Raw genomic sequence first — 23,409 nt, 5'->3', positions numbered from 1 at the left:
AATAGAGCAGAGTTCCGTCGATAGGATTTCCGGATGCTCTCCGCCGACGATCCGCTTCCCGACCGCCCCGAGCGTGTGCTCGTCGCGGGCGTGTCCGGGTCGGGGAAGACGACCCTCTCCGCGCGCATCGGGGATGCCTGGGGTCTGCGGCACGTGGAGATCGACGCTCTCTTCCACGGACCGAACTGGACGCCGCGACCGGAGTTCCTCGACGACGTGCGCGCGTTCGCTGCCGAGGATCGCTGGGTGACCGAGTGGCAGTACACCAGCAAGGGGACGAACGAGATCCTGGCACCGCGTGCGCAGGTGGCCGTGTGGCTCGACTACCCGTACCGCGTGGTCCGGGGTCGATTGATCCGACGCACCCTCGCCCGCGGCATCCTGCGACAGGAGCTCTGGAACGGCAATCGCGAGCCAGGACCGTGGAATCTCCTCAACCGCGATCCCGAGACGAACATCCTTGCCTGGCAGACGAAGACCCTGCGGCACTGGGCCGAGCGCCTGCCCGGGTTGCAGGAGCGCTTCCCGCATCTGACGATCGTGCGCCTGCGACACCCGCGCGAAACGGAGCGGTGGCTCCGTGCTCAGGCCGACGCGTCAGGGGTGTCGACAGCTCCGCCGAAGCGACGGTCGCGCGACAGGTAGACGCCGATCGCGCGCCACAGCTCCTCGCGCGAGAAGTCGGGCCACAGCGTGTCGAGGAACACCATCTCGGCGTAAGCGGACTCCCAGAGCAGGAAGTTGGAGGTGCGCTGCTCGCCCGAGCTGCGCACGAAGAGATCGACGTCGGGCATGTCGGGCACGTAGAGGTGGCGCCGGATCATCTTCTCGCTGATCGCGTTCGGCTTCACCCGTCCAGCCGCAACGTCGGCGGCGATCGAGCGCATCGCGTCGACGAGCTCGATCCGTCCGCCGTAGTTGACGCACATGGTGAGCGTGAGGACGTCGTTGCCCTTCGTGAGCTGCTCGGCGTACTGCAGCTCCTTGATGACGCTCCCCCAGAGCCGCGGCTTGCGGCCCGCCCAGCGCACGCGCACGCCCCACTCGTTGAGCTGGTCGCGACGACGGTGCAGCACGTCGCGGTTGTAGCCCATCAGGAAGCGGACCTCGTCTGGAGACCGCGCCCAGTTCTCCGTGGAGAACGCGTAGACGGACAGATGCTTCACCCCGGCCTGGATCGCACCCGCGACCACATCGAGGAGCACTTCCTCGCCCGCCTTGTGCCCCTCGATCCTGCTGAGCCCCCGACGGTTGGCCCAGCGGCCGTTGCCGTCCATGACGATCGCGACGTGCTCCGGCACCGCGGGGAACGTCGGCGGGTGCACGCCCGTCCAGTCGATGGGGCGATAGGCCACGGCGTCCTTATGCGTGTACGGCTTCGGGCTCACCGTGCTCCTTCTCCTCGGATGTCGGAAACGTGGGAGAGCGAGCGGATGCCGCGCTCCAGGTGCCATTGGGCGTAAGCCCCGACGAGACCGGCCGCGGCCGCCGACTCGGCGGGAGATGCCGCGTCGATGAACTCCCAGTCGCCTCGGATCAGCGCGCGGAGCAGTTCGAGCGTGCGTTCGGCGATGCGCGGGCTTCCCGCCGGGGCATCGTTCACGCATACGAGCCCACCCAGCTGGGCGACGAACGTGCTGTGCGGTCCGGGCGCCGCGCATCGGGCGCAGTCGTCGAGAGACGGCGCCCATCCCGACAGGGACATGACGCGCAGCAGGTAGGAGTCCAGGATGCTGCGCGGCACGTGCTCGCCCCGCGAGAGCGCGCGCAGGCCGCCGACGAGGAGCAGGTACTGCTCGGGCGTCGCCTCGGAATCGCTCAGGCGGTCGGCGGTCTCGACCATCGCGTTGGCCGAGGTGAAGCGGTCGTAGTGCGCGACGATGTCGGTGCCGTAAGAGCCGAGCGACTCCGCCTGCTGCACGATGTCGAGGGAGCGGCCCTGGTAGAGCTGCACATCGGCGACCATGAACGGCTCCAGCCGGGAGCCGAACTTCGACGACGTGCGGCGCACGCCCTTCGCCACCGCCCGGACCTTGCCGTGCCGGCGCGACAGCATGGTGACGATGCGATCCGCCTCGCCCAGCTTGTGGGTGCGCAGGATCACCACTTCGTCTCGGTAGGTGGGCACCCTTCGATTATCCTCCGTGCGCGAGAATGGAAGCGTGACCGAACCGCTCTTCACCATTCCGCTGTGGGCGGACCTTCTCGGCGTCGGGCTCGGCGGGGTGCAGGGCGCGCTGTTCGCCTCGGGTTTCCAGGGACAGCGCCGACTGGACTGGTTGGGCGTCGCGATCATCGGCATCATGATCGGCATGGGCGGCGGTCTGATCCGCGACATCCTGCTCGGCCAGACGCCCGCCACGTTGCAGAGCAACTGGTACCTGTTGACCGCCACGGGCGCGGCTCTGCTGGGGATGCTGCTCGCCGGACTCTTCAACCGACTCAACACCGTCATCGTGGTGCTGGATGCGGTGGTGATCGGAATGTTCGGCGCCTTCGGCACGAGCAAGGCGATCGCGTTCGGCATCCCGCCCGTTCCCGCGGTCTTCATCGGCGTATGCGCCGCGGTCGGGGGCAGTGTGCTGCGCGACATGCTGATGGGTCTGCCGACCTCGATCATGCACGTGGGCTCGCTCTACGCGGTCGCCGCCGGTGCGGGATGCACCTTCATCGTCATCGCGAACGGCTTCGGGATGACGATCACCCTCGCCGCCGTCTTCGGCATCGTGGTGACAGCCGTGATCCGGGTGCTTGCGGTGAGCTTCGACGTGTCGCTCCCGGAGCAGCGCCGCATCTACCGCCGCAAGGTCGCCGCCGAGACCGGCGCCATCCCGATCGTCAAGCCGCGCGACTGAACACGCGACGCCCTTCGTCTCGCTGCGGCTCGCTCAGGGACCGAAACCCCCGGTTCCTGAGCGAGGAGCGCAGCGACGAGACGAAGGACGTCGCGCGAGATGTTCAGACGGCGGCCAGCTCCTGCTCGCGCGTGCGGATCGAGCGGTTCACGCCCGACACGATCGCCTTGAGCGACGCGGTCGAGATATCGCCGTCGATGCCGACGCCCCACAGGCGCTGGTCGCCGACCTGCAGCTCGACGTAGGCCGCGGCCTGCGCGTCACCACCGGCGCTGAGAGCGTGCTCGACGTAGTCGTAGACCGTGATGTCGAAGCCCTGCGCGCGCAGCACCTCGACGAACGCGGCGACCGGACCGTTGCCGGATCCTGCGACGGCGAGCTGCTGCTCGTCGTCGCGCAGCACGACGTCGAGAACGACCTCTCCCGACATGTCGCTGCGGGTCTGCGTCGCGAGCAGCTCGAAACGACCCCACTTGGCGGTCGCGTCGTCGGCGGGCAGGTACTCGTCGTTGAAGATCGACCAGATCTGGTCGGACGTGACCTCGCCGCCCTCGGCATCCGTCTTCGCCTGCACGACACCCGAGAACTCGATCTGCAGCTTGCGCGGCAGGTCGATCGCGTGGTCGGACTTCAGCAGGTACGCGACGCCGCCCTTGCCGGACTGCGAATTGACGCGGATGACGGCCTCGTAGGAGCGGCCCAGGTCCTTCGGGTCGACCGGCAGGTATGGCACGGCCCATTCGATCTCGTCGACCGTGACGCCCTCGGCGTCGGCTCGCGCGGCCATCGCCTCGAAGCCCTTCTTGATCGCATCCTGGTGCGAGCCGCTGAAGGCGGTGAAGACGAGGTCTCCGGCCCAAGGGCTGCGCTCGGGCACCGGCAGCTGGTTGCAGTACTCGACCGTGCGCTTGACCTGGTCGATGTCGCTGAAGTCGATCTGCGGGTCGATGCCCTGAGTGAACAGGTTGATGCCGAGCGCGACGATGTCGACGTTGCCGGTGCGCTCGCCGTTGCCGAAGAGGCAGCCCTCGATGCGGTCGGCTCCGGCCATGTAGCCGAGCTCGGCCGCGGCGATCGCGGTGCCGCGGTCGTTGTGCGGGTGCAGCGACAGGATGACGTTCTCACGGTGCGCGAGGCGGCGGCTCATCCACTCGATGGAGTCGGCGTAGACGTTCGGCGAAGCCATCTCGACCGTCGCCGGTAGGTTGATGATCACCTTGCGGTCGGGAGTCGGCTCGAACACCTCGATGACCTGGTTGCAGATGTCGAGGGCGAACTCGAGCTCGGTGCCCGTGTAGCTCTCGGGCGAGTATTCGTAGTAGACCTTCGTGTCGGGGATGGTCTTCTCGAACTTCCGGCACAGGCGAGCGCCCTCGAGCGCGATGTCGATGATGCCCTGGTTGTCGGTGCGGAACACGACCTCGCGCTGCAGCACGCTGGTCGAGTTGTACAGGTGGACGATCGCCTGCTTCGCTCCGGCGATCGACTCGTACGTGCGCTCGATGAGGTGCTCGCGCGCCTGCGTCAGCACCTGGATGGTGACATCGTCGGGGATCAGGTTCTCTTCGATGAGCTGGCGGACGAAGTCGAAGTCGGTCTGGCTCGCCGAGGGGAAGCCGACCTCGATCTCCTTATAGCCCATGCTGACGAGCAGCTCGAACATGACGCGCTTGCGCTCGGGCGACATCGGGTCGATGAGGGCCTGGTTGCCGTCGCGGAGGTCGACCGCGCACCAGCGCGGAGCCTCGGTGATGCGGGCGTCGGGCCAGGTGCGGTCCGGCAGGTGGACGTTGATCTGCTCGTGGAACGGCCGATACTTGTGGATCGGCATCGCTGAGGAGCGCTGAGTGTTCTGCATGATGGGCTTCTTCTCTTCGTCAAGATGTACGGGCCAACACAAGCGCCGCGACGAGGAAGGCCCTAGCTCTTAGGACTCGTCGCGGCAGCTAAGAAGAAGCAGACCGCCGAAAGGCATGCGGCCATGCTAGCAGGGATGCTCCGACCTCGTTCGACGGTCGCGAGACGATCCGGGCGCAGACGACACTGAGGAGTATGAGCACATCGCAGCGTCGCCGGCTTCTTGCCGCGGCATCCGTCCTCGGGGTCCTCGCCCTCAGCGCCTGCGCGAGCGGACCGGGCGATTCCCCCGCCCCGACGAACACCGCCGTCCCCTCCGATCAGCGCCTCGAGAACATCACCCCGGGCCTGCCGGAGGGACGCGTGATCGGCGTCGGCACCGTGCTGGACACCGCGGGAGAGGTGCAGCTGTGCCTGGGCGCGATCATGGAGTCGTACCCGCCCCAGTGCAGCGGCGTCCCGCTCGATGACTGGAGCTGGGACGGCGTCGACGGCAGCGAGACCAGCGGCGAGACGACCTGGGGTGCGTATGCGGTGTACGCCACCTACGACGGGGAGCGTCTGACGATCACCGACCCGCCGATCATGCTCGCGCTGTTCGACCCGGTGGCGCCGGAGGATCCGACGGGCGGGGTGGAGGGCGCGACGCCTGAGACCGAGCTCACGAGCATCCAGGACGACATCTCCCAACGGCTCGGGACTGACGCTCTCACCGTGGGAACGGATCGCGGATACGTCTGGCTGCAGGTCGTCTGGGACGACGGCACGATCCAGGATGCCGCCGACGCCGAGTTCGGCGACGACGTGGTCATCGTGACCTCGTCGCTCCGCGAGATCGACTGAACGACGTCGGCGCCTGTGCGATCATTTCGTCATGCGCGAGATGATGACGGCGAACCAATGACGATCGAGCTCCTCCTGGGTGGGTTCGTCGCTGTGTTCGGTCTCATGGCGATCATCTTCGCCCGACAGTTGACCGACTTTCTGGTCGCCGGCAACTACCTGATCAGCGCCCGTCGCGGAGCTGTCATGAACGCCTCGCAAGGACCGTGGTCGAACCGAATCCTCGGGATATTCTTCATGGCCTTCGGAACGTTCGTGATCGTCAGCGGTGCGATGACGGCGCCGGAATCGGGTCGGGGCTCGTCCAAGCCGTGGGAGGTCGTCGGTCCTCTGATCGCCGCTGCGATCTTGGCGCTGATCGGCCTCGTCGTCCTTCTCTCACGGCGGCGCCTCGCGATTCTGGCCGCGCAGCGGCTGCGTGCTCACTCCGGTGACATCTATCGAGACCCCGAGATCGAGCGGTACGCCCGGATGATCGTCTCGACGTTCGCCGGTTGGGTCTTCATCCTCGCGGCGCTCTTCTCCGCGATCGCCGTGATCTTCGCCGTCGGACCCTGATCCCCGAGCCTGCGAGTGCCAGCCGAACCGGGATCTCATACGTCCGGGATCAGCGCGAGCTTGCCGCCGGGGTGCCCGGTCGCGAGGAGGCGGTGCGCCTCGGGCGCATCATGGAGAGCGAACGTCCGAGCCACGGGCACGACGAGGTCGCCGTTCTGCGCCAGGGCGACGAGTTCCCCGCGCACTTCGTCACGGAACCGCGTGCTCGCAGGCATCGATCCGGCGATGGCCAGGATGCCGTCCGCTTCCGCGCGACCGAACGCGGCGATCGTGACGATGCGCCCGCGATCGGCGACGAGATCGAGCGAGACGTCCACGGCCTCGTCGGTGCCGACGGCGTCGAGCGCGGCGGCGATCGGCCCGCCCGCGGCGTCGCGCACCCGATCAGCGAGGCCAGCACCGTAGCGGACCGGGATGCCACCCAATCGGCGCACCTCGTCGAAGCGCTCTTCGCCCGCAGTCCCGATGACACGGATACCGCGCAGCCGCGCCTGCTGCAGCACGCTGACGCCTACGGCGCCTGATGCGCCGTGGAGCAGGATCGTCTCTCCCGGCGCGGCGCCGGTGACAGCGAGCATCTCGGCCGCCGTCGTTCCCACGAGCAGCAGGTTCGCCGCCTCAGGATGGGTGAGCGTCGTGGGCTTCGCGAACGCCTTCTCGGCGGGCACCGTCACCTCGGTCGCATACCCGCCGCGCACGCGGAAGGCGACGACCTCGTCGCCGACGACCGCTGCGCCCGACCCGATGACGGTGTCCGGTCCGATCTCGGTCAGTTCACCGGAGACCTCGTACCCGATCGGCACCGGGAACTCGAGTCCCGCCCGCGGGGCAGCGAAGTGCTTCGCGTCGGCGGGGTTCACTCCGGCCGCACGGACGCGGATCGTGACCTCGCCCTCGGCGGGTGCGGACGGCTCGTACGCGGCGAAGTCCCAGGACTCGGGCGCGCCCCAGGCTCGGGCGATCCAGTGCAGTGCCATGTTCCCCTCCTCAGAGATAGCAGCGGAGGGTGGTGAGGCCGGACGCATTGGCCCAGCTGCCCGCGTACACCGTCGCGACCACCGTGGACCCGCTGCGCCCCTCCACGTAGCCCGAGGTGCGGGCGTTCGCCAGCGACTTGGCCGAGAACGAGGACGGAATCGTGTGGTTGCTGCACGTGCTGAACGTCAGCGCACTCGTGCCACCCAGTGAAACACCGTTGTACACGCAGATCTTGTTCGTCGCGCAGCTTCCGACCGAGCGCGCGGACCGCCCGCGGTCCGCGAACACGGTCAATTCCATCGCGAGCTCCGGCCACACCGCATGCCTCGAGTCGATGACGATGCCGCCCGGCACCTCTTCGAGCATCGCCGTGATCTGCGGGTCCGGTTCGGCATCGCCCGACGGCGCCGCGACGGCCGGAGCCGACGTCATCACGATGATGAGTCCGATGAGACCGGCCAGAACCGTCGTGGTCGCACGCTTCATCCGATGGTTCCCTCCGTGACATCCCACATCTCGTAGGAGATGATCGCCCCCGCGTCGAACACCTCGTCTGCGATGAGCACCGTGCGTTCGACGCCGACGATCCGGCCCGTCTCACGCGAGATCAGGACGAGGTCGCTCACAGCGCCGTCCGACGATTGCACGCGGATGCCCGAGACCGGTCGTCCGAGACGGTCGGTGGATGTGCCGAGTGCGACGCCGTCGCCAGCGTCCTCGAGAAGGGAGAGAAGCTCCGCGTGCTGCGGGTTCGTCAGCGTCCATTGCTGGAGCACGGATGTGAATGCGGTCTCCACGTCGAACGCGGTGGGGTCGTCCGGCATGCCGAAGGCGCGAAGCACCGCCACCATGTCATCGCCGCTCGCGGCAGGCACCGTCATCCACGGCGTCGTGAAGTCGCCGGGCTCCATGACGAGATCCGTGACGACCTTTCCGCTGCTGGTCACCTCGGCCGCATTGTTGGCGACAGCATCCGTCGGATCGTACGGGACACCCGCGATGATCGTCATCCGCCCCGAACCGTCGGGCTCCCAGGTCAGGGTCGAGAGCTGCGGAACGACCTTGGTGATCTCGTTGCCCACGTCGACCGAGAAGCCCCACGAGGCCGTCCTGACGGTTCGCTCGGCCTCCGCAGGACCGACCGATGTCACGAGATCGGTCTGCGCCTCCTCGACGATGTCGGCCACCGTGGATTCCCCGGCGAACTCCAGCGGAGAAGGCGTGCCCGCCACCGCGGCGACCTGCGGTGTGAGCATGGCGAAGGCGACCACCGAGGCCGTCGCGACTGCGACGACACCCGTCGCCCAACCCAGAGCACGCGCACGACGGCGCTTCTTCGGGGCGGCCGTCGAACGGAGGATCCGGTCGCGAGTGGCGATGGCGCGGGCATCGGGCGCCGCATCGCGCGGAGTACGCGCCGGGTCGGCGTCGCTCAGCGCCCTCTCGAGCACCGCGTTGTCAGTCGTCATCGGATGTCACCCCCTCCAGGCCCAACTCGGTGCGCAGACGATCCTGTGCACGGCGAAGCGTCTTCCGTACCCGGAACTCAGAAGCGCGCGACAACTCCGCGATCTCCCCCACCGCGAGTCCATCCCAGTACGTCAGCATGATGATACGCCGTTCCTTGCCGCTGAGGACACCCAAAGCCCGGACGACCTCCGCGCGCCCGACACGCCCTGGCGGAGCAGAGTCTCCGGTGACCCCGGCGTGCACGGCATCGAGCGCGGTGTGCAGCGTCAGCCGACGTCCTGATCGCGCACGCAGACGCCGCTCTGCCGCGCGCAGCAGCCAGATCCGCCCCATGGGGCGCGAGGGCTTGAGCCGCGACCATGCGAGGAGGAACACCTCCGAGACGATCTCGGTGACCTCCGCGTCGTCGTCGACCACGCACTCGATGTGATGCCGCACCGATGCCCAGTTGTCGTCGAAGACGCGGGTGAAGACCTCGTTGCGCAGCGCGTTCGGGTCGAGGCTGCGTCCGTTCATGCCTTCAGGGTCGGCGGTCTGCCCGCCGCCATCGACGTCGTGCCGGAGCGCATCTCAGAACCCGAGCCGGCCGAGCTGCTTCGGGTCGCGCTGCCATTCCTTCGCGACCTTCACGTGCAGCCCGAGGAACACCCGCGTACCGAGGAGCTTCTCGATGCCCACCCGGGCACGTGCCCCGACGTCGCTCAAGCGCTTCCCCTTGTGCCCGATGATGATCGCCTTCTGGCTGTCCCGTTCGACGACGATCGAGGCGTGCACGTCGGTCAGGTCGGTTCCCTCGCGCGGTGCGATGTCGTCGATCACGACGGCGATGGAGTGCGGGAGCTCGTCGCGGACGCCGTCGAGTGCAGCCTCGCGGATCATCTCCGCGATGCGGTCCTCCTGCGACTCGTCGGTCGTGATGCCCTCCGGGTAGAGAGCCGGGCCCTTCGGCATCAGGCTGAGGACCTCGTCGGCCAGCACCTCCAGCTGGTCGTGCGTCAGTGCCGACAGCGGGATGACCGCGGCCCAGTCCTCGCGGAGAGCGTCGACCTCGAGCAGCCGCTCGGTGATGTCGTCGCGCCCCGCGGCATCGGTCTTCGTGACGATCGCGATCTTCTTCGCGCGAGCATACCCGTCGAGCGAGGCGGCGATGCGACGATCGCCGGGTCCGACCTTCTCCGTCGCGGGCACGCAGAACCCGATGACGTCGACGTCGCCGAGAACCTGGTCGACGAGGTCGTTGAGCCGCTCACCGAGCAGCGTGCGCGGCTTGTGGATGCCGGGGGTGTCGACGATGACGAGCTGCCCCTCGGGGCGGTTCACGATACCGCGGATGGCGCGCCGGGTGGTCTGCGGCTTCTCGCTGGTGATGGCGATCTTCTCGCCGACGAGCGCGTTGGTGAGGGTGGACTTGCCGACGTTCGGTCGGCCCACGAAGGTCACGAAGCCGCTTCGGGTGTGCTCAGTCATCGTGTCGTTCTCCCTCGTCCTGCGAAGCGTCGGGCTCCGTTGCCGTGCGTTCCACGAAGACCGTGGCGATTCCGCGACCGCGACCTCGGGACGCGCCGCCGGTGAGGGCGAGGCCCTCGACCGTCGCCGTCGCGCCGGGCTGCGGCACCTGTCCCAGCGCCTTGCCGAGCAGACCGCCGATGGAGTCGACGTCCTCGTCCTCGAGTTCGAGACCGAAGAGATCGCCGACGTCCTCGAGCGAGAGTCGGGCGCTGACGCGGTACCGGCCATCGCCGAGATCGACGAACTCGGCGGACACCTGATCGTACTCGTCGGAGATCTCCCCGACGAGCTCCTCGATGAGGTCTTCCAGTGTGACCAGCCCGGAGATGCCTCCGTGCTCGTCGATGACCAGGCACACGTGGACGGCGTCGCGCTTCATCTGCTGGAGCAGAGTCTCGGCGCGCATCGACTCGGGCACGAACGTCGCCGGGCGGGCGATGGGGCGGATGGATGCCGCGCGCCACGCGCTGTCGTCGCGGTAGGCGAACTGCACGAGATCCTTGAGGTACAGCACGCCCACCACGTCGTCGGCATCGTCGTCCACCACGGGCATGCGCGAGACGCCGCGGTGGAGGAAGAGGGACATGGCCTCGTCGGTGGTCGCTGTCGCATCGACCGTGACCATCTCGGTGCGCGGCACCATCACCGCACGGACGAACTGGTCGGTGAAGTCGAACACCGAGTGGATGAGATCGCGGTCGTCCTCTTCGATGAGGTCGTTGGACGCGGCTTCGTCGACCATGCTGAGCAGCTGGTCCTCACTCGTGAACGAGCTGCGGCCCGTGCCCGGAGTGACACGGTTGCCGAGCACGACGAGCGCCTGTGCGAGCGGACCGAGGAAGATGCGGAGTCCGCGCACGATCGAGGCCGTGCCGCGGATCATGCCCTCCGCATGCTGACGTCCGAACGACCGCGGGCTCGCGCCGACGAGCACGAACGTGATCGCGGTCATCAGCAGCGCCGCGGCGAGCATCGCCCACCAGTTGTTCTCGATGAGGATCGTGAATGCCACCGTCACGAGCACAGCCGCCGTGACCTCGGCCAGCACGCGGATGAAGGCGACCGCGTTGACGTGCGCGTCGAGGTCGGCGGCGATGCGGCCCAGGGCCTTCGCGCGCCGTCCTTCGGTCGCCATGTCGGCGAGGTTGGCGCGGGATGCGACGCCGTAGGCGGCATCGATCGCCGCCATCAGGCCACCGAACGCCACCAGCAGCACGGCGGCGATGAGCAGGAGAGCCGCTGTCATCGGCGGCGTTCGGCTGCGGCGAAGCCCTGGATGAGCTCCTTCTGCAGACCGAACATCTCACGCTCCTCATCGGGCTCGGCGTGATCGAATCCGAGGAGGTGCAGCAGACCGTGCGTGGTGAGCAGGATGAGCTCGTCCATCAGCGTGTGACCGGCCGCCTGCGCTTGTGTCTCGGCGACCTGCGGGCAGAGCACGATGTCGCCGAGCAGTCCGGGTGCCGTCGGGCGGTCCTCCGTGCCGGGCCGCAGTTCGTCCATCGGGAAGCTGAGCACGTCGGTCGGACCGGGCTCATCCATCCACTGCACATGGAGCGCCTCCATTGCGCCTTCGTCGACCAGCACGATCGCCACCTCGGCGTCGGGGCTGACATGGAGCTGGGCGAGGTTGAAGTCGGTCAGCCGCTGCAGCACGGTCTCGTCGATGTCGATGGCCGACTCGTTGTTGATCTCGATCATGCCTGTGCTCGTTTCATCAGGAGAGGCCTCGTTTCGGCATCCGGTCGCGGGGTCCTGGTCGCTGTGCTCCGCGGCGGTCCGCGCGATTCGCGAACTCCGCCGCCTGCTCGCGCTCGAACCGCTGGGCCGTGCGCTTCTCGTCGTACTCGCTGTACGCGTCGACGATGCGGCCGACCAGCGAGTGACGCACGACGTCGGCGCTCGTGAGCCGCGAGAAGTGGATGTCCTCGATGCCGTCGAGCACCCGCGTGACCAGACGGAGGCCCGACGCACCCTGCGGCAGATCGACCTGCGTGATATCACCGGTGACGACCATCCGCGTGCCGAAGCCGAGACGCGTCAGGAACATCTTCATCTGCTCGGGCGTCGTGTTCTGCGCCTCGTCGAGCACGACGAACGAGTCGTTCAGGGTGCGGCCGCGCATGTAGGCGAGCGGTGCGACCTCGATCGTGCCGGTGGCCATCAGCCGAGGCACGATCTCGGGGTCCATCATCTCGTTGAGGGCGTCGTAGAGCGGTCGCAGGTAGGGGTCGATCTTGTCGGTGAGCGTGCCGGGGAGGAACCCCAGCCGCTCCCCCGCCTCGACGGCCGGACGCGTGAGGATGATGCGGGTGACCTCTTTGCGCTGCAGCGCTTGCACGGCCTTCGCCATCGCGAGGTAGGTCTTGCCCGTTCCGGCGGGACCGATCCCGAACACGATCGTGTTCTCCTCGATCGCGTCGACGTACTCCTTCTGACCGAGCGTCTTCGGACGGATGACCTTGCCGCGCGTGGAGAGGATGGCCTCCCCGAGCACCTCGCTCGGACGCGGACCGCCCTCTTGGCGCAGCATGCGCGCGGAGTTCGACACGTCGCTCGGTGCGAGGTCGTGACCGGCCTTCGTCATGGCCATCAGCTCGTCGACGAGGGCCTTCGCGCCGGCGACCGCCTCACGGCTGCCGCTGAGCGTGATCTCGTTGCCGCGCACGAGCACCTGCACGTCGCGGTGCTCCTTCTCGAGCATGCGCAGGAGGCGATCCTGCGGGCCGAGCAGCTGCACCATCGCGACGCCGTCGGCGTAGATCTTCTCGACCGACTCCGGCGGCTGGCCGCCGAGACTCCGCTCCTGTGGTTCGTGGTTGTCAGGCACCGACACTCTTCTCCGTCAGTCCGCCGCCCAGCACATGAGCGTGGACGTGGAACACCGTCTGTCCGGCGTTGGCGCCGGAGTTGAACACGAGACGGAAGTCTCCGTCATCCGTGTGCTGGGCGGCGAGCTCCTTGGCGAACGCCACCATCTCGGCGAGCAACGACGGGTCGCCGGCGGCGAGCTCGGCGACATCGCGGTAGTCCGCCGTCTTCGGTACGACGAGCAGATGCACCGGCGCCTGAGGCGCGATGTCGCGCAAGGCGAAGACCCGATCCGTCTTGCCGAGGATCTCTGCAGGGATCTCCCCGTTCAGAATGCGCGTGAAGATCGAGGGTTCCGTCATGGGGTCAAGTCTACTGACCGGCGCGTCACGGGGCCGGTGGGTCGCGGACTCACCAGCGTCCGAGCGCGACCGACAGCACGGCGATCGCCGCCGGACCGGCGGTCGAGGTGCGCAGCACCGTGTCACCGAGGAGCACGCGTTCCGCTCCGGCATCCGTCAGGCGGCTGAGCTCTTCGTCGGAGATCCCGCCCTCCGGGCCGACCACCAGCACGAGGTCGCGCCCGTCGGACTCGATCTCCGACAGGCGGACGGATGCCGTGGGGTCGAGCAGCAGCACTCTCTCGGCACTCGCCCGTGCCGCGAGCTGCGTCGTCGACACCGGGGTCGCGACATCGGGGACCCACGCGCGGTGCGCCTGCTTGGCGGCCTCCCGCACGATGGTCGCCCAGCGCTCGCGGCCCTTCACGGCTTTCGGCCCCTCCCAGCGCGACACACTGCGGCTCGCCTGCCACGGGACGATCTCGTCGACGCCGAGTTCGCACGCGGCCTGCACGGCGAGCTCGTCACGGTCGCCCTTCGCCAACGCCTGCACGAGGACGATGCGCGGTGCCGGGGCCGGATGCTCGATGCGCTCCTCGATGCGCACGTCGACGAGCGTGGGCGACACCGCTTCGGCGACCCCGGAGAGCCACACCCCCGCGCCGTCGCCGACCGTGACGGCCTCGCCGACACGGAGACGACGCACGACGGCGGCATGCTTCGCCTCGGCGCCGGTCAGCGTCACGACGTCTCCGACACCGGCATCCGTCGACGACTCGACGAGGAAGTGCAGCGCCACGATCAGTGCGCGCGGAAGCGGTCGCGGAGCTTGGAGAAGAGTCCCTGCTGGAACTGCGCGAGCTGCGGGCCCGGGGCCTTCGCCTTCTTCGCGAAGTCTTCGATCAGCGCACGCTGCGCGGAATCGAGCTTGGTGGGCGTCACGACCTGCACGCCGACCCGCAGGTCACCGCGCTGCGAACCGCGCAGCGGCGTGATGCCGCGGCCCTTGATCGTCAGCACATCGCCCGACTGCACGCCGGGGCGGATCTCCAGATCGACCTCGCCGTCGAGACCCTGGATCGCCGTCTCCGTACCGAGGATCGCGTCGGTCATCGAGACCTCGAGGGTGGCGAGCAGGTCGTCGCCCTCACGGCTGAAGGCCTGGTGCGCGTTCACGGTCACCTCGACGTACAGATCGCCGTTGGGGCCACCCGCCTTGCCGACCTCGCCGGAACCCGGAAGCTGCAGCCGCAGTCCGGTCTCCACGCCCGCCGGGATGTCGAGCGACACCGTGCGGCGCGAGCGCACGCGACCCTGGCCGCCGCACGTTCCGCACGGGAACGGGATCGTGGTGCCGTAGCCCTCGCAGGTGCCGCACGGCTGCGACGTGACGACGTTGCCGAGCAGGCTGCGCACCTGGCGCTGCACGTGACCCGACCCGCCGCAAATGTCGCAGGTGACGGGCGAGGTGCCCTCCTGGCAGCACGAGCCCTGGCAGGTCTCGCACAGGATCGCTGTGTCGACCTCGATGTCGCGATGCGCACCGAAGACGACGTCGCCGAGGTCGAGGGTCACACGGACGAGTGCGTCCTGGCCACGCTCTCGTCGGGATCTCGGGCGACCGCCGCGGCCGCCGCCCTGTGCGGCGCCGAAGAACGTCTCGAAGATGTCGCCGAAGCCGCCGAAGCCCTGGAAGTTGCCGGCGGCCCCGTCACCCCCGCCCATGTCGTAGCGGCGTCGGGAGTCGTCGTCGCTGAGCACGTCGTACGCATGCGTGACGAGCTTGAACTTCTCTGCGGCGTCGTCGCCCGGGTTCACGTCCGGGTGCAGCTGCCGCGCCAGGCGGCGATACGCCTTCTTGATCTCATCGGTGGAAGCGTCTCGGGACACCCCGAGAACCTCATAGTGGTCCGCCACAATCGCCTTTCTGCGTGTGTCTCTCGTGACCGTCGCCTCAGCGACCGGCCTCGTCCTCGTCGAGCATCCGCGACAGGTAGCGGGCGACTGCCCGCGCTGCCGCGAGATTGCTCGGATAGTCCATGCGCGTCGGCCCCATCACGCCGACTCTCGCCGTGCCGCTGGGAGCGGCGTAGTTGCTGGCGACGATCGATGCCTCGCCGAGGCCGAACGGCTCGTTCTCGGTGCCGATGCTCGCGCCGAGGCCGTGTTCGTCGGTCACCATCTCACCCATCAGCCGCAGCAGGGTCATCTGCTCCTCGATCGCCTCGAGGATCGGGTGGATGCTGCCGCGGAAGTCCTGCTCGCGACGGGCGAGCGTCGCAGCCCCCGCCATCACGAGGCGCTCCTGACGGAACTCCCCGAGCTCTTCGATCACGACCGCGGCGATCGTCCGCAGCGCCGCGTCCCTCGGCTGCTCATCGCCGGCGACCAGGTTCTGGAGACGCTCTGCGGCGTCGCTCACCGCCTGCCCGGTGATGAGCGCCGACAGCCGTGCGCGGAGCAGGGCGGTGTCGGCTTCATCCACGTCGACCGGCAGCGGCGTCAGTCGCTGCGACACGCCGCCCGCGTCGGTGACGAGCACGATCAGCACGCGATTCGGGGCGAGGGCCACGAGCTCGAGGTGGGTGATGTGCGCACGGGCGAATGACGGGTACTGGGCGAGCGCGACCTGTCCCGTCAGCTGCGTGAGCACGCGGACGGTGCGGACCATCAGATCGTCGAGGTCGGTGGGCGCCGTCAGGAACGACTCGATGGCCGTGCGCTGGGCGACGCTGAGCGGCCGCAGCTGCGCGAGGTGATCGACGAAGACGCGGTAGCCCTTATCGGTCGGGACGCGCCCGGACGAGGTGTGCGGAGCCGTGATCAGCTCCTCGTCCTCGAGCAGCGCCATGTCGTTGCGGATGGTCGCGGCGGAGACGCCGAAGGAGTAGCGGTCGACGATCGAGCGGCTGCCGACCGGCTCATGGGTCTCGACGTAGTCCTGCACGATCGCGCGGAGAACCTGGAGTCCTCGCTCTGAGACCATCGCCTTCCCCTTCCGCTGACACTCGGACACTCGCTGGCACTCTGATGTTCCGAGTGCCAATCCTACCCCGCGCAGCCGGGTAAACCCCGAAGACGCCCCCTCTAGGATGGCGCTCATGACGACGCAGCCGATCGCGACCCTCTCCACCGGCTCCGTCCGCGGAACGCTCGAAGACGGCATCCGTCGATTCCTCGGACTCCCCTACGCGTCAGCTCCCTTCAGCGAGAACCGCTTCCGCGCCCCGCAGCCCGTGACCGCATGGGACGGCGTGCGCGAGGCGACCGCGTTCGGTCCGACGGCGCCGCAGCTGCCATACCCCGGGGCGATCGGCGAACTGCTCGGCTCCGTCCGCATAGACGGCGACGACATCCTCACCGCCAACATCTGGACGCCCGAAGATGCCGTCGGGTCTCCCGTGTTGCTGTGGATCCACGGCGGAGCACTCGAACGCGGGACGGCGGCTCTCCCCTTGTATGACGGCACGGCCTTCGCGCGCGCCGGCATCGTCTTCGTCTCCATCAACTACCGCCTGGGGTCGGAGGGGTTCTCGGTGCTCGACGGCGCACCACGCAATCTCGGACTGCAGGATGCTGCTGCCGCTCTCGCCTGGGTCCATCGCGAGATCGCGGCCTTCGGCGGCGACCCGGGTCAGATCACGGTGATGGGCGAATCGGCGGGCGGCGCGATCGTCGCCGGGCTCCTGGCACAGGACTGGTCCCGCCCACTCATCGCCCGCGCCATCATCGAGTCCGGACCGCTCCACGCGCAGCCGGCCCGGAAGGCCGGCCGCATCTCGGTGCAGCTCGCGAAGCGGCTCGACGTCCGACCCGACCGCGATTCTTTCGCGGCGGTATCCCCCGACGCCCTGCTCGAGGCCCGACGACAGCATGCGGCGGGATCCTCGCCGCTCGGCGGCGCGCCCGGGTTCCAGTTCGCGATCGATGCGGAGAGCCTGCCGCGGTCCCCGCACGAGGTGCTGCCCGAGATCGACACGCCGTTGCTGATCGGCAGCAACACCGACGAGTATCGACTCTGGTTCCCACCCGCCGCCCTCGACGCCATCAGCGAGATGAAGCTGCTCGCCGCCCGGCTCGCGCTGCGGATCCCCCGGGCGGCGGTCCGGTCTTACCGCGCGGAGTTCCCCACCGCGTCGACCGGCGAGGTGTTCGGGCAGCTCGCGACCGACGTCCTGCTGCGGGCTCCGCTGACCCGCGTCGCCCGGGCGCGGACCGCCCCGACGTACGTGTACGAGTTCGCGTGGGCGAGCCCGGTGCGCGATCTCCGCGCGGCGCACGCCCTCGAGCTGGGGTTCGTCTTCGACAGCCTCGACGACCCCGAGACGCAGCGCCTGGCCGGCACCGAGGCTCCGCACGCGCTCGCCGCGGAGATGCACGCAGCCTGGATCGCGTTCGTCACGACCGGCGATCCCGGATGGCCCGCGTACGGAACCGAGCGGCGCACGCGCCTGTTCGACACGACGAGCGAGACCGTCCCGCAGCGGCGCACCGCCGGGCTGGATCTGCTCCCCGGCTGAGCGGCGGCCCGGCTGCGTCAGTCGGTGAGTTCCCGCACCACCGCGTCGGCCAGGAGCCGTCCGCGCAGTGTCAGCTGGATGCGCCCCTTGACTGCCGCGATCGGATCGACCAGCCCGTCGGCGATGAGCCCGGCGACCCTGGGGCGATTCGCTGGAGGCACCTCCTCGAGCGAGATGCCCTCGCGGATGCGACTGAGCAGCAGGATGCGCTCGAGCAATCGGGACTCCTCGTCCGGTCGCTCCGTCCCGGCGGCCGGGGACTCGGATGCCGCGAGCCGCTGCGCGTAGGCGGCCGGGTGCTTGACGTTCCACCAGCGGAGGCCAGCGACGTGGCTGTGCGCTCCGGGCCCGAAGCCCCACCAGTCGTTCCCGCGCCAGTAGGCGAGGTTGTGGCGCGACCTGTTGTCCTCTGCGGTCTGCCCCGCGGCCGCCCGAGACCAGTTGCTCACCTCGTACCACTCGAAGCCGGCAGCGGCGAGCCGTGCATCGGCGAGCTCGTACATGTCGGCCTGCAGGTCGTCGTCCGGCGTCGGGACCTCGCCGCGCCGGATCTGGCGGGCGAGCTTCGTGCCGTCCTCGATGATCAGCGCATACGCCGAGATGTGGTCGGACTCGAGGGCGAGCGCGGCATCGAGCGAAGACTCCCAGTCCGCGAGAGACTCCCCGGGCGCACCGTAGATGAGGTCGACGCTCACCGCGAGTCCCGCGTCTTTCGCCGCGGCGACGGCCGTGCGCACATTCTCCGGGTCGTGCGTGCGGTCGAGCGTGGCGAGCACGTGCGGCACCGCGGACTGCATCCCGATGGAGAGCCGCGTGACGCCGGATGCCGCCAGGGTGCGTGCGACCGCGGGTGTCACCGTGTCGGGATTGGCCTCGACGGTCACCTCGGCGCCGTCGACCAACCCGAAGGCGGATGCCGCGGCGTCCAGCATCCGGGCCAGATCGCCCGCCGGAAGGAGGGTCGGCGTTCCTCCGCCGAAGAAGACCGTGTCCATCGGACGCAGCGCGCCGGCCTCGCCGAGCACTCGGCGGGCGATCTCGATCTCGCCGATCAGCGTGGAGGCGTAGTCCTCCTGCTTCGCGCCGCGGAGTTCGCTCGACGTATAGGTGTTGAAGTCGCAGTATCCGCAGCGGACGCGGCAGAACGGCACGTGCAGGTAGGCGGAGAACGGCACGGCCGAGTCGATCGGGAGATCGTCGGGCAGTCTGCCGTCGGAGGGCGCGGGATCGCCGAGCGGGAGAGGCCCCGCCATCAGTGGTGTCTCGGCATCAGACGGGCGTCGCGTAGAGCGGGGAGATCGCGCGGAGGTAGCGGGCGAACAGCTCGCGTCGGCGTCGCTTCACCAACGCCGGAACAGTGCGATAGAGCAGAGAATTCGGGGCGTCGAAGGCACGCACGGTGAACCACACCTCGTCGTTGTCCTCGCGCCACTCGACGTCGAACGATTCCTCTCCGCTGACGACCGAGCCGCCGACGGTGCCGAGGACGAATCCGATGCGCCGGGTCTCTTCCGTGACCGAGATCACGCGGAGTTCGGAGTCGGCGCGCATGCCGCCGATGCGCCCCTTCAGGTGCAGAGTCATCCCTGCTCCGACAAAGGGCGTGCCCTCGGCGTCGTACCGGGGCTCGACATCGCGCTTGCTGGGGGCGATCGGGTTGCCTTCGGCGTCGAAGCTCACGCCGGCGTAGGCGGGCCCGGGTGCGGGACGGAGGTCGTCGACCGAGAGGCCGGCCGCACGCTGCGCGGTCCAGGAGAGCAATGCCTCACCGGCCGTCTGGAAACGCTCGGCCCCGCTGCCGATCCGCCAGGAGTCCTCGGCCGGAAAGCTGCGTTCCGGCGGATACTGCATCAGATCGGGCGCGTGGGTCGCACCCACGGCCGCATAGTCCACCGTGTCGTCTCGGAAAGTCCCGCGCCGCATGAGTTCCAGCCTACTTCGGGTTGCCTGGGTGATCACCCCCACGCGCCGCGGTCGGTCACATCTCCGCACCGTTCGGCTACGAGGAATCTCGCAGAACGACAGGGATCTCGCAGGTTTCGGCGGATTCCCTGCGAAGTTGGTGTCGTCCTGCGAAGTTCGCGCGAGTGGGCGGGGCGTGTCAGGAGCGCGGGGGCTGTGCGGCCGCGTCCTGGACGATGCGGACGTACTGCGCGTGGGTGCGACGCTGCAGGAAACGCAGCGCCGGCGACATCAGCACCCAGAACAACGACGACGGCCGAGAGACCGATCGCGCCGTGAACACGCCCTGCTCATCGATCTGGAACGACTCCTCGCCGTAGATCGGATGGCCCGGCCTGGTCTCGTACCCGAATCCGCTGTCGTCTGCCCAGACGACGCGGATCGGCTCGACGAAGCGGATGCCGAAGAGGCGCTTCGCCAGTACGCCCTCTCGATCGACCGACGGCTCGCCCTCCGGCACGTCGAAGCCGGCGCGCCGCTTGAACTCCCACGAACGGACCAGGGCGGACACGGTCGCGACAGACTCCGGACGCACGACCGTGGAGTGCTCGGAACCGCGCATCCCGGTGGGCACCGCAGCGAGCGGCCGGCGCGTGAGCCCTCGCTCGTATGCCGGGAGCGGCATGGCTACTTCTTGGCCTTGCCCTCGACGTCGCCGGAGAGCGCCGCGATGAACGCCTCCTGAGGGACCTCGACGCGACCGACCATCTTCATGCGCTTCTTGCCCTCCTTCTGCTTCTCGAGGAGCTTGCGCTTGCGGGTGATGTCACCGCCGTAGCACTTGGCGAGCACGTCCTTGCGGATCGCGCGGATGGTCTCGCGGGCGATGATGCGGGCGCCGATGGCGGCCTGGATCGGAACCTCGAACTGCTGGCGCGGGATGAGCTTGCGCAGACGCTCGGCCATCATGGTGCCGTACGCGTACGCCTTGTCGCGGTGCACAATCGAGCTGAACGCGTCGACCTTCTCGCCCTGGAGGAGGATGTCGACCTTCACGAGGTCGGCCTCCTGCTGGCCGGAGGGCTCGTAGTCGAGAGACGCATAGCCCTGCGTCTTCGACTTCAGCTGGTCGAAGAAGTCGAAGACGATCTCGCCGAGCGGCATGTTGTAGCGCAGCTCGACGCGCTCCTCCGAGAAGTACTCCATGCCGAGCAGCGTTCCTCGACGCCCCTGGCAGAGCTCCATGACGGTTCCGACGTAGTCCTTCGGCAGCAGGATCGCCGCCTTCACCATCGGCTCCGACACCGAGCCGATGCGCCCGTCCGGGTACTCGCTCGGGTTGGTGACCGTCACGGTCTCGCCGGTGTCGGAGGTGAGCACCTCGTAGATCACGCTCGGCGCGGTGGTGATGAGGTCGAGGCCGAACTCGCGCTCGAGGCGCTCGGTGATGATCTCGAGGTGGAGCAGTCCGAGGAAGCCGCAGCGGAAGCCGAATCCGAGCGCGACCGACGTCTCCGGCTCGTAGGCGAGGGACGCGTCGGAGAGCTTGAGCTTGTCGAGCGCTTCACGCAGCTCGGCGTAGTCGCTGCCGTCGATCGGATAGATGCCGGAGAAGACCATGGGCTTCGGGTCGGTGTAACCCGGGAGCGGCTTGTCCGAGGGCCTGCGCGCGGTCGTGACCGTGTCGCCGACCTTCGACAGCCGCACGTCCTTCACACCGGTGATGAGGTAGCCGACCTCGCCGACGCCGAGCCCCTTCGAGGGGGTGGGCTCCGGGCTGGAGACGCCGACCTCGAGCGCTTCGTGGTTCGCGCCCGTCGACATCATCTGGATGCGCTCGCGCGGCGAGAAGCTGCCGTCGATCATGCGCACGTAGGTGACGACACCGCGGTAGGCGTCGTAGACCGAGTCGAAGATCATGGCTCGCGCCGGAGCATCCGCATCGCCGACCGGAGCGGGGATCTCCTTCACCAGACGGTCGAGCAGCTCCTCGACGCCGACGCCGGTCTTGCCCGACACACGCAGGACGTCTTCCGGCTTTCCGCCGATGAGGGATGCCAGTTCCTTCGCGTACTTCTCAGGATCGGCGGCCGGGAGGTCGATCTTGTTGAGCACCGGGATGATGTGCAGGTCGTTCTCGAGCGCGAGGTAGAGGTTCGCCAGCGTCTGCGCCTCGATGCCCTGGGCCGCGTCGACGAGCAGGATCGCACCTTCGCACGCCGCGAGCGAGCGGGACACCTCATACGTGAAGTCCACGTGTCCGGGGGTGTCGATCATGTTCAGCGCGAAGGTCTCGCCCTCGATCTGCCACGGCATCCGCACCGCCTGGCTCTTGATCGTGATGCCGCGCTCGCGCTCGATGTCCATGCGGTCCAGGTACTGGGCGCGCATGTCGCGATCGGACACCACTCCGGTGATCTGGAGCATGCGATCGGCGAGCGTCGACTTGCCGTGATCGATGTGGGCGATGATGCAGAAATTGCGGATCTGCGCAGGCGGCGTCGCGGCAGGCTGAAGAGGTGTGAGAGCGCGTGGTGACATGTCCCGTCGATTCTACGGTGAGGGGACGCTAATGCCCGATTCGCGCGATGTGCTGATATTCTGCCCAGGTTGCCCGGGAGCAATCCGTGACACCGGATCCCGCGAGCGATAGGACTCCGTCACACACGCATGGCGTCGTCACATCGCGCTAAAGGGTAGATGGTGGTTGAATGACTACCCGGCTCAGCGTTGCGTCGGCAGATCCCGAGCGCGTCTGAAAAAGAGAAAGAATCATCACCTTGATCAAGTATCTCGTGCGCCGTGCACTCGGCTGGCTGCTCATGATCGTGGTCGCGACCAACATCACGTACTTCCTGGCGTGGGGGTTCCTCGATCCACGCAGCAACTACGTCGGTCGACGCCCACCGCTCACCGAAGACCAGATCGTCAACGTGCTCGCTCCCCGCAATCTGAGCGACACCGTCCCGCTCATCGAGCGGTGGTGGACCTGGCTCACCGGCATCCTCCTCCGCTGGGACTGGGGAGTCAGCCCCACCGGCGGGTCGGTCAACGAGCAGGTCGCGTACCGGATGTGGGTCAGCGCCGAGCTCGTCCTGGGTGCGACCATCATCACGACCGTTCTCGGCATCGCGCTCGGCGTGTACACCGCCTCCCGTCAGTACAAGCTCGCCGACCGCATCGGCCAGGCGACCAGCATCATCACGCTGAACATCCCCATCGTGGTCGCGGCCTTCGCTATCGTGCTCCTGGCGATCGGCTTGAACAACGCCACCGGCGTCCGCATCTTCTACGTGACGGGCAACGCCAGCCGGGGGGTCGAAGGGTTCTTCCCCGTCCTCATAGACGTCTTGCAACACCTGACATTGCCGACGATATCCCTGGTACTCGTCGGCTACGCCGGCATCCACTTCCTGCAGCGGTCGCTGCTCCTCGACAACATCGGCGCCGACTACGTGCGCACCGCCCGCGCCAAGGGCCTGACGAAGCAGCAGGCGATCCGCAAGCACGCGCTGCGCACGTCGCTCATCCCGGTCGCGACGCAGGTCGCCTTCACGATTCCCGCCATCTTCACCGGCGCGGTGCTGACGGAGACGATCTTCGCCTGGAACGGCATGGGCAAGTACTTCATCGACACCATCACGAAGAACGACATCCACGGCACCGTCGCGGTCGCCGCGTTCGGCGCTCTGCTCACGGCCATCGGCGCCATCCTCGCCGACATCGCCGTCGTGGTGCTCGATCCGCGAGTGAGAGTGAGCTGAC

25 protein-coding genes are annotated in these 23,409 nt (G+C 68.3%); 6 read left to right on the top strand and 19 right to left on the bottom strand.

The features are described 5' to 3' along the window. The first annotated feature begins 33 nt into the window (after positions 1–33). Complete coding sequence (locus LC452_RS18875; RefSeq protein WP_223628144.1) at positions 34–645, top strand: AAA family ATPase; 612 nt, start codon at positions 34–36, stop codon at positions 643–645. Here the strand turns inward: LC452_RS18875 and LC452_RS18870 are convergent. Together LC452_RS18870 and recO are read right to left on the bottom strand one after the other, a co-directional pair. Then, positions 585–1,388: an isoprenyl transferase gene (locus LC452_RS18870; RefSeq protein WP_223628142.1), complete on the bottom strand. Its 804-nt coding sequence runs from the start codon at positions 1,386–1,388 to the stop codon at positions 585–587. The two genes, LC452_RS18875 and LC452_RS18870, sit on opposite strands and share 61 nt — an antisense overlap. Beyond that, entirely contained in the window at positions 1,385–2,128 is a 744-nt protein-coding gene (gene recO, locus LC452_RS18865; protein WP_223628141.1) for a DNA repair protein RecO, read from the bottom strand. Before recO ends, LC452_RS18870 begins: the two co-directional genes overlap by 4 nt. A gap of 34 nt (positions 2,129–2,162) precedes the next feature. On the opposite strand from recO, the gene LC452_RS18860 reads away from it, so the two are divergent. Then, complete coding sequence (locus tag LC452_RS18860; RefSeq protein ID WP_223628138.1) at positions 2,163–2,855, top strand: trimeric intracellular cation channel family protein; 693 nt, start codon at positions 2,163–2,165, stop codon at positions 2,853–2,855. Positions 2,856–2,958: 103 nt separating this feature from the next. On the opposite strand, the gene leuA is transcribed toward LC452_RS18860, so the two are convergent. Further along, on the bottom strand, positions 2,959–4,713 hold the full coding sequence (gene leuA, locus LC452_RS18855) for a 2-isopropylmalate synthase (protein WP_223628136.1): 1,755 nt from the start codon (positions 4,711–4,713) through the stop codon (positions 2,959–2,961). Positions 4,714–4,907: 194 nt separating this feature from the next. Between leuA and LC452_RS18850 the strand changes: the two genes are divergently transcribed. Then, positions 4,908–5,555: a hypothetical protein gene (locus LC452_RS18850; protein ID WP_223628135.1), complete on the top strand. Its 648-nt coding sequence runs from the start codon at positions 4,908–4,910 to the stop codon at positions 5,553–5,555. A 57-nt stretch (positions 5,556–5,612) separates the two neighbouring features. Continuing rightward, the gene (locus tag LC452_RS18845; RefSeq protein ID WP_223628133.1) at positions 5,613–6,113 is read left to right on the top strand and encodes a hypothetical protein; all 501 of its coding nucleotides are present in this window, start codon (positions 5,613–5,615) and stop codon (positions 6,111–6,113) included. Positions 6,114–6,148: 35 nt separating this feature from the next. Here the strand turns inward: LC452_RS18845 and LC452_RS18840 are convergent, their stop codons facing one another. The 12 genes from LC452_RS18840 to hrcA all read right to left on the bottom strand — a co-directional run bounded on the left by LC452_RS18840 (position 6,149) and on the right by hrcA (position 16,208). After that, positions 6,149–7,090, bottom strand: a complete 942-nt coding sequence (locus tag LC452_RS18840) for an NADP-dependent oxidoreductase (RefSeq protein ID WP_223628131.1) — start codon at positions 7,088–7,090, stop codon at positions 6,149–6,151. A 10-nt stretch (positions 7,091–7,100) separates the two neighbouring features. After that, positions 7,101–7,577 (bottom strand): hypothetical protein, encoded by a 477-nt coding sequence (locus LC452_RS18835; RefSeq protein ID WP_223628130.1) that lies wholly within the window; start codon positions 7,575–7,577, stop codon positions 7,101–7,103. After that, positions 7,574–8,560: a hypothetical protein gene (locus LC452_RS18830; protein WP_223628128.1), complete on the bottom strand. Its 987-nt coding sequence runs from the start codon at positions 8,558–8,560 to the stop codon at positions 7,574–7,576. Before LC452_RS18830 ends, LC452_RS18835 begins: the two co-directional genes overlap by 4 nt. Further along, positions 8,550–9,077 (bottom strand): sigma-70 family RNA polymerase sigma factor, encoded by a 528-nt coding sequence (locus LC452_RS18825; protein ID WP_223628126.1) that lies wholly within the window; start codon positions 9,075–9,077, stop codon positions 8,550–8,552. The genes LC452_RS18830 and LC452_RS18825 overlap by 11 nt, the downstream gene beginning before the upstream one ends. Before the next feature lie 54 nt (positions 9,078–9,131). Further along, a complete protein-coding gene (gene era, locus LC452_RS18820) occupies positions 9,132–10,028 on the bottom strand; it encodes a GTPase Era (protein ID WP_223628124.1) in 897 nt (298 codons plus the stop codon). Continuing rightward, the gene (locus LC452_RS18815) at positions 10,021–11,316 is read right to left on the bottom strand and encodes a hemolysin family protein (protein ID WP_223628122.1); all 1,296 of its coding nucleotides are present in this window, start codon (positions 11,314–11,316) and stop codon (positions 10,021–10,023) included. The genes era and LC452_RS18815 overlap by 8 nt, the downstream gene beginning before the upstream one ends. Then, a complete protein-coding gene (ybeY, locus tag LC452_RS18810; RefSeq protein WP_223628120.1) occupies positions 11,313–11,771 on the bottom strand; it encodes an rRNA maturation RNase YbeY in 459 nt (152 codons plus the stop codon). Before ybeY ends, LC452_RS18815 begins: the two co-directional genes overlap by 4 nt. 16 nt (positions 11,772–11,787) lie before the next feature. Beyond that, the gene (locus LC452_RS18805; RefSeq protein WP_223628197.1) at positions 11,788–12,813 is read right to left on the bottom strand and encodes a PhoH family protein; all 1,026 of its coding nucleotides are present in this window, start codon (positions 12,811–12,813) and stop codon (positions 11,788–11,790) included. A gap of 79 nt (positions 12,814–12,892) precedes the next feature. Continuing rightward, the gene (locus LC452_RS18800; protein WP_223628118.1) at positions 12,893–13,243 is read right to left on the bottom strand and encodes an HIT domain-containing protein; all 351 of its coding nucleotides are present in this window, start codon (positions 13,241–13,243) and stop codon (positions 12,893–12,895) included. A gap of 49 nt (positions 13,244–13,292) precedes the next feature. Beyond that, positions 13,293–14,021: a 16S rRNA (uracil(1498)-N(3))-methyltransferase gene (locus LC452_RS18795; RefSeq protein ID WP_223628116.1), complete on the bottom strand. Its 729-nt coding sequence runs from the start codon at positions 14,019–14,021 to the stop codon at positions 13,293–13,295. 2 nt (positions 14,022–14,023) lie between these two features. Beyond that, positions 14,024–15,139 (bottom strand): molecular chaperone DnaJ, encoded by a 1,116-nt coding sequence (gene dnaJ, locus LC452_RS18790; protein ID WP_223628114.1) that lies wholly within the window; start codon positions 15,137–15,139, stop codon positions 14,024–14,026. A 37-nt stretch (positions 15,140–15,176) separates the two neighbouring features. Continuing rightward, a complete protein-coding gene (gene hrcA / locus LC452_RS18785) occupies positions 15,177–16,208 on the bottom strand; it encodes a heat-inducible transcriptional repressor HrcA (RefSeq protein WP_223628112.1) in 1,032 nt (343 codons plus the stop codon). A 115-nt stretch (positions 16,209–16,323) separates the two neighbouring features. Between hrcA and LC452_RS18780 the strand changes: the two genes are divergently transcribed. Next, entirely contained in the window at positions 16,324–17,742 is a 1,419-nt protein-coding gene (locus LC452_RS18780) for a carboxylesterase/lipase family protein (RefSeq protein ID WP_223628110.1), read from the top strand. Between the two features lie 17 nt (positions 17,743–17,759). Here LC452_RS18780 and hemW read toward each other — a convergent pair whose 3' ends face one another. The 4 genes from hemW to lepA form a co-directional block, all read right to left on the bottom strand. Next, positions 17,760–18,995, bottom strand: a complete 1,236-nt coding sequence (gene hemW, locus LC452_RS18775) for a radical SAM family heme chaperone HemW (protein ID WP_223628109.1) — start codon at positions 18,993–18,995, stop codon at positions 17,760–17,762. 16 nt (positions 18,996–19,011) lie between these two features. Beyond that, complete coding sequence (locus LC452_RS18770) at positions 19,012–19,665, bottom strand: DUF1990 family protein (RefSeq protein ID WP_223628107.1); 654 nt, start codon at positions 19,663–19,665, stop codon at positions 19,012–19,014. A 178-nt stretch (positions 19,666–19,843) separates the two neighbouring features. Beyond that, positions 19,844–20,329, bottom strand: a complete 486-nt coding sequence (locus LC452_RS18765) for a DUF1990 family protein (protein WP_223628105.1) — start codon at positions 20,327–20,329, stop codon at positions 19,844–19,846. 2 nt (positions 20,330–20,331) lie between these two features. Next, entirely contained in the window at positions 20,332–22,185 is a 1,854-nt protein-coding gene (gene lepA / locus LC452_RS18760; RefSeq protein ID WP_223628103.1) for a translation elongation factor 4, read from the bottom strand. 239 nt (positions 22,186–22,424) lie between these two features. On the opposite strand from lepA, the gene LC452_RS18755 reads away from it, so the two are divergent. Continuing rightward, positions 22,425–23,408 (top strand): ABC transporter permease, encoded by a 984-nt coding sequence (locus LC452_RS18755; RefSeq protein ID WP_223628101.1) that lies wholly within the window; start codon positions 22,425–22,427, stop codon positions 23,406–23,408. The last annotated feature ends 1 nt before the right edge of the window (position 23,409 follow it).

It is taken from the genome of Microbacterium sp. EST19A, from assembly GCF_019969685.1.
GTDB lineage: Bacteria > Actinomycetota > Actinomycetes > Actinomycetales > Microbacteriaceae > Microbacterium.
This window is presented reverse-complemented; position numbering and strand designations above follow the sequence as displayed.

What these genes read in the sequence shown, in the direction of transcription:
- LC452_RS18875 (WP_223628144.1), top strand. Translation starts at nt 34, where the DNA reads ATGCTCTCCGCCGACGATCCGCTTCCCGACCGCCCCGAGCGTGTGCTC.
- leuA (WP_223628136.1), bottom strand. Translation starts at nt 4,713, where the DNA reads ATGCAGAACACTCAGCGCTCCTCAGCGATGCCGATCCACAAGTATCGG.
- LC452_RS18850 (WP_223628135.1), top strand. Translation starts at nt 4,908, where the DNA reads ATGAGCACATCGCAGCGTCGCCGGCTTCTTGCCGCGGCATCCGTCCTC.
- LC452_RS18845 (WP_223628133.1), top strand. Translation starts at nt 5,613, where the DNA reads ATGACGATCGAGCTCCTCCTGGGTGGGTTCGTCGCTGTGTTCGGTCTC.
- LC452_RS18840 (WP_223628131.1), bottom strand. Translation starts at nt 7,090, where the DNA reads ATGGCACTGCACTGGATCGCCCGAGCCTGGGGCGCGCCCGAGTCCTGG.
- LC452_RS18835 (WP_223628130.1), bottom strand. Translation starts at nt 7,577, where the DNA reads ATGAAGCGTGCGACCACGACGGTTCTGGCCGGTCTCATCGGACTCATC.
- LC452_RS18830 (WP_223628128.1), bottom strand. Translation starts at nt 8,560, where the DNA reads ATGACGACTGACAACGCGGTGCTCGAGAGGGCGCTGAGCGACGCCGAC.
- LC452_RS18825 (WP_223628126.1), bottom strand. Translation starts at nt 9,077, where the DNA reads ATGAACGGACGCAGCCTCGACCCGAACGCGCTGCGCAACGAGGTCTTC.
- era (WP_223628124.1), bottom strand. Translation starts at nt 10,028, where the DNA reads ATGACTGAGCACACCCGAAGCGGCTTCGTGACCTTCGTGGGCCGACCG.
- LC452_RS18815 (WP_223628122.1), bottom strand. Translation starts at nt 11,316, where the DNA reads ATGACAGCGGCTCTCCTGCTCATCGCCGCCGTGCTGCTGGTGGCGTTC.
- ybeY (WP_223628120.1), bottom strand. Translation starts at nt 11,771, where the DNA reads ATGATCGAGATCAACAACGAGTCGGCCATCGACATCGACGAGACCGTG.
- LC452_RS18805 (WP_223628197.1), bottom strand. Translation starts at nt 12,813, where the DNA reads ATGGTGCAGCTGCTCGGCCCGCAGGATCGCCTCCTGCGCATGCTCGAG.
- LC452_RS18800 (WP_223628118.1), bottom strand. Translation starts at nt 13,243, where the DNA reads ATGACGGAACCCTCGATCTTCACGCGCATTCTGAACGGGGAGATCCCT.
- hrcA (WP_223628112.1), bottom strand. Translation starts at nt 16,208, where the DNA reads ATGGTCTCAGAGCGAGGACTCCAGGTTCTCCGCGCGATCGTGCAGGAC.
- LC452_RS18780 (WP_223628110.1), top strand. Translation starts at nt 16,324, where the DNA reads ATGACGACGCAGCCGATCGCGACCCTCTCCACCGGCTCCGTCCGCGGA.
- hemW (WP_223628109.1), bottom strand. Translation starts at nt 18,995, where the DNA reads ATGGCGGGGCCTCTCCCGCTCGGCGATCCCGCGCCCTCCGACGGCAGA.
- LC452_RS18770 (WP_223628107.1), bottom strand. Translation starts at nt 19,665, where the DNA reads ATGCGGCGCGGGACTTTCCGAGACGACACGGTGGACTATGCGGCCGTG.
- LC452_RS18765 (WP_223628105.1), bottom strand. Translation starts at nt 20,329, where the DNA reads ATGCCGCTCCCGGCATACGAGCGAGGGCTCACGCGCCGGCCGCTCGCT.
- lepA (WP_223628103.1), bottom strand. Translation starts at nt 22,185, where the DNA reads ATGTCACCACGCGCTCTCACACCTCTTCAGCCTGCCGCGACGCCGCCT.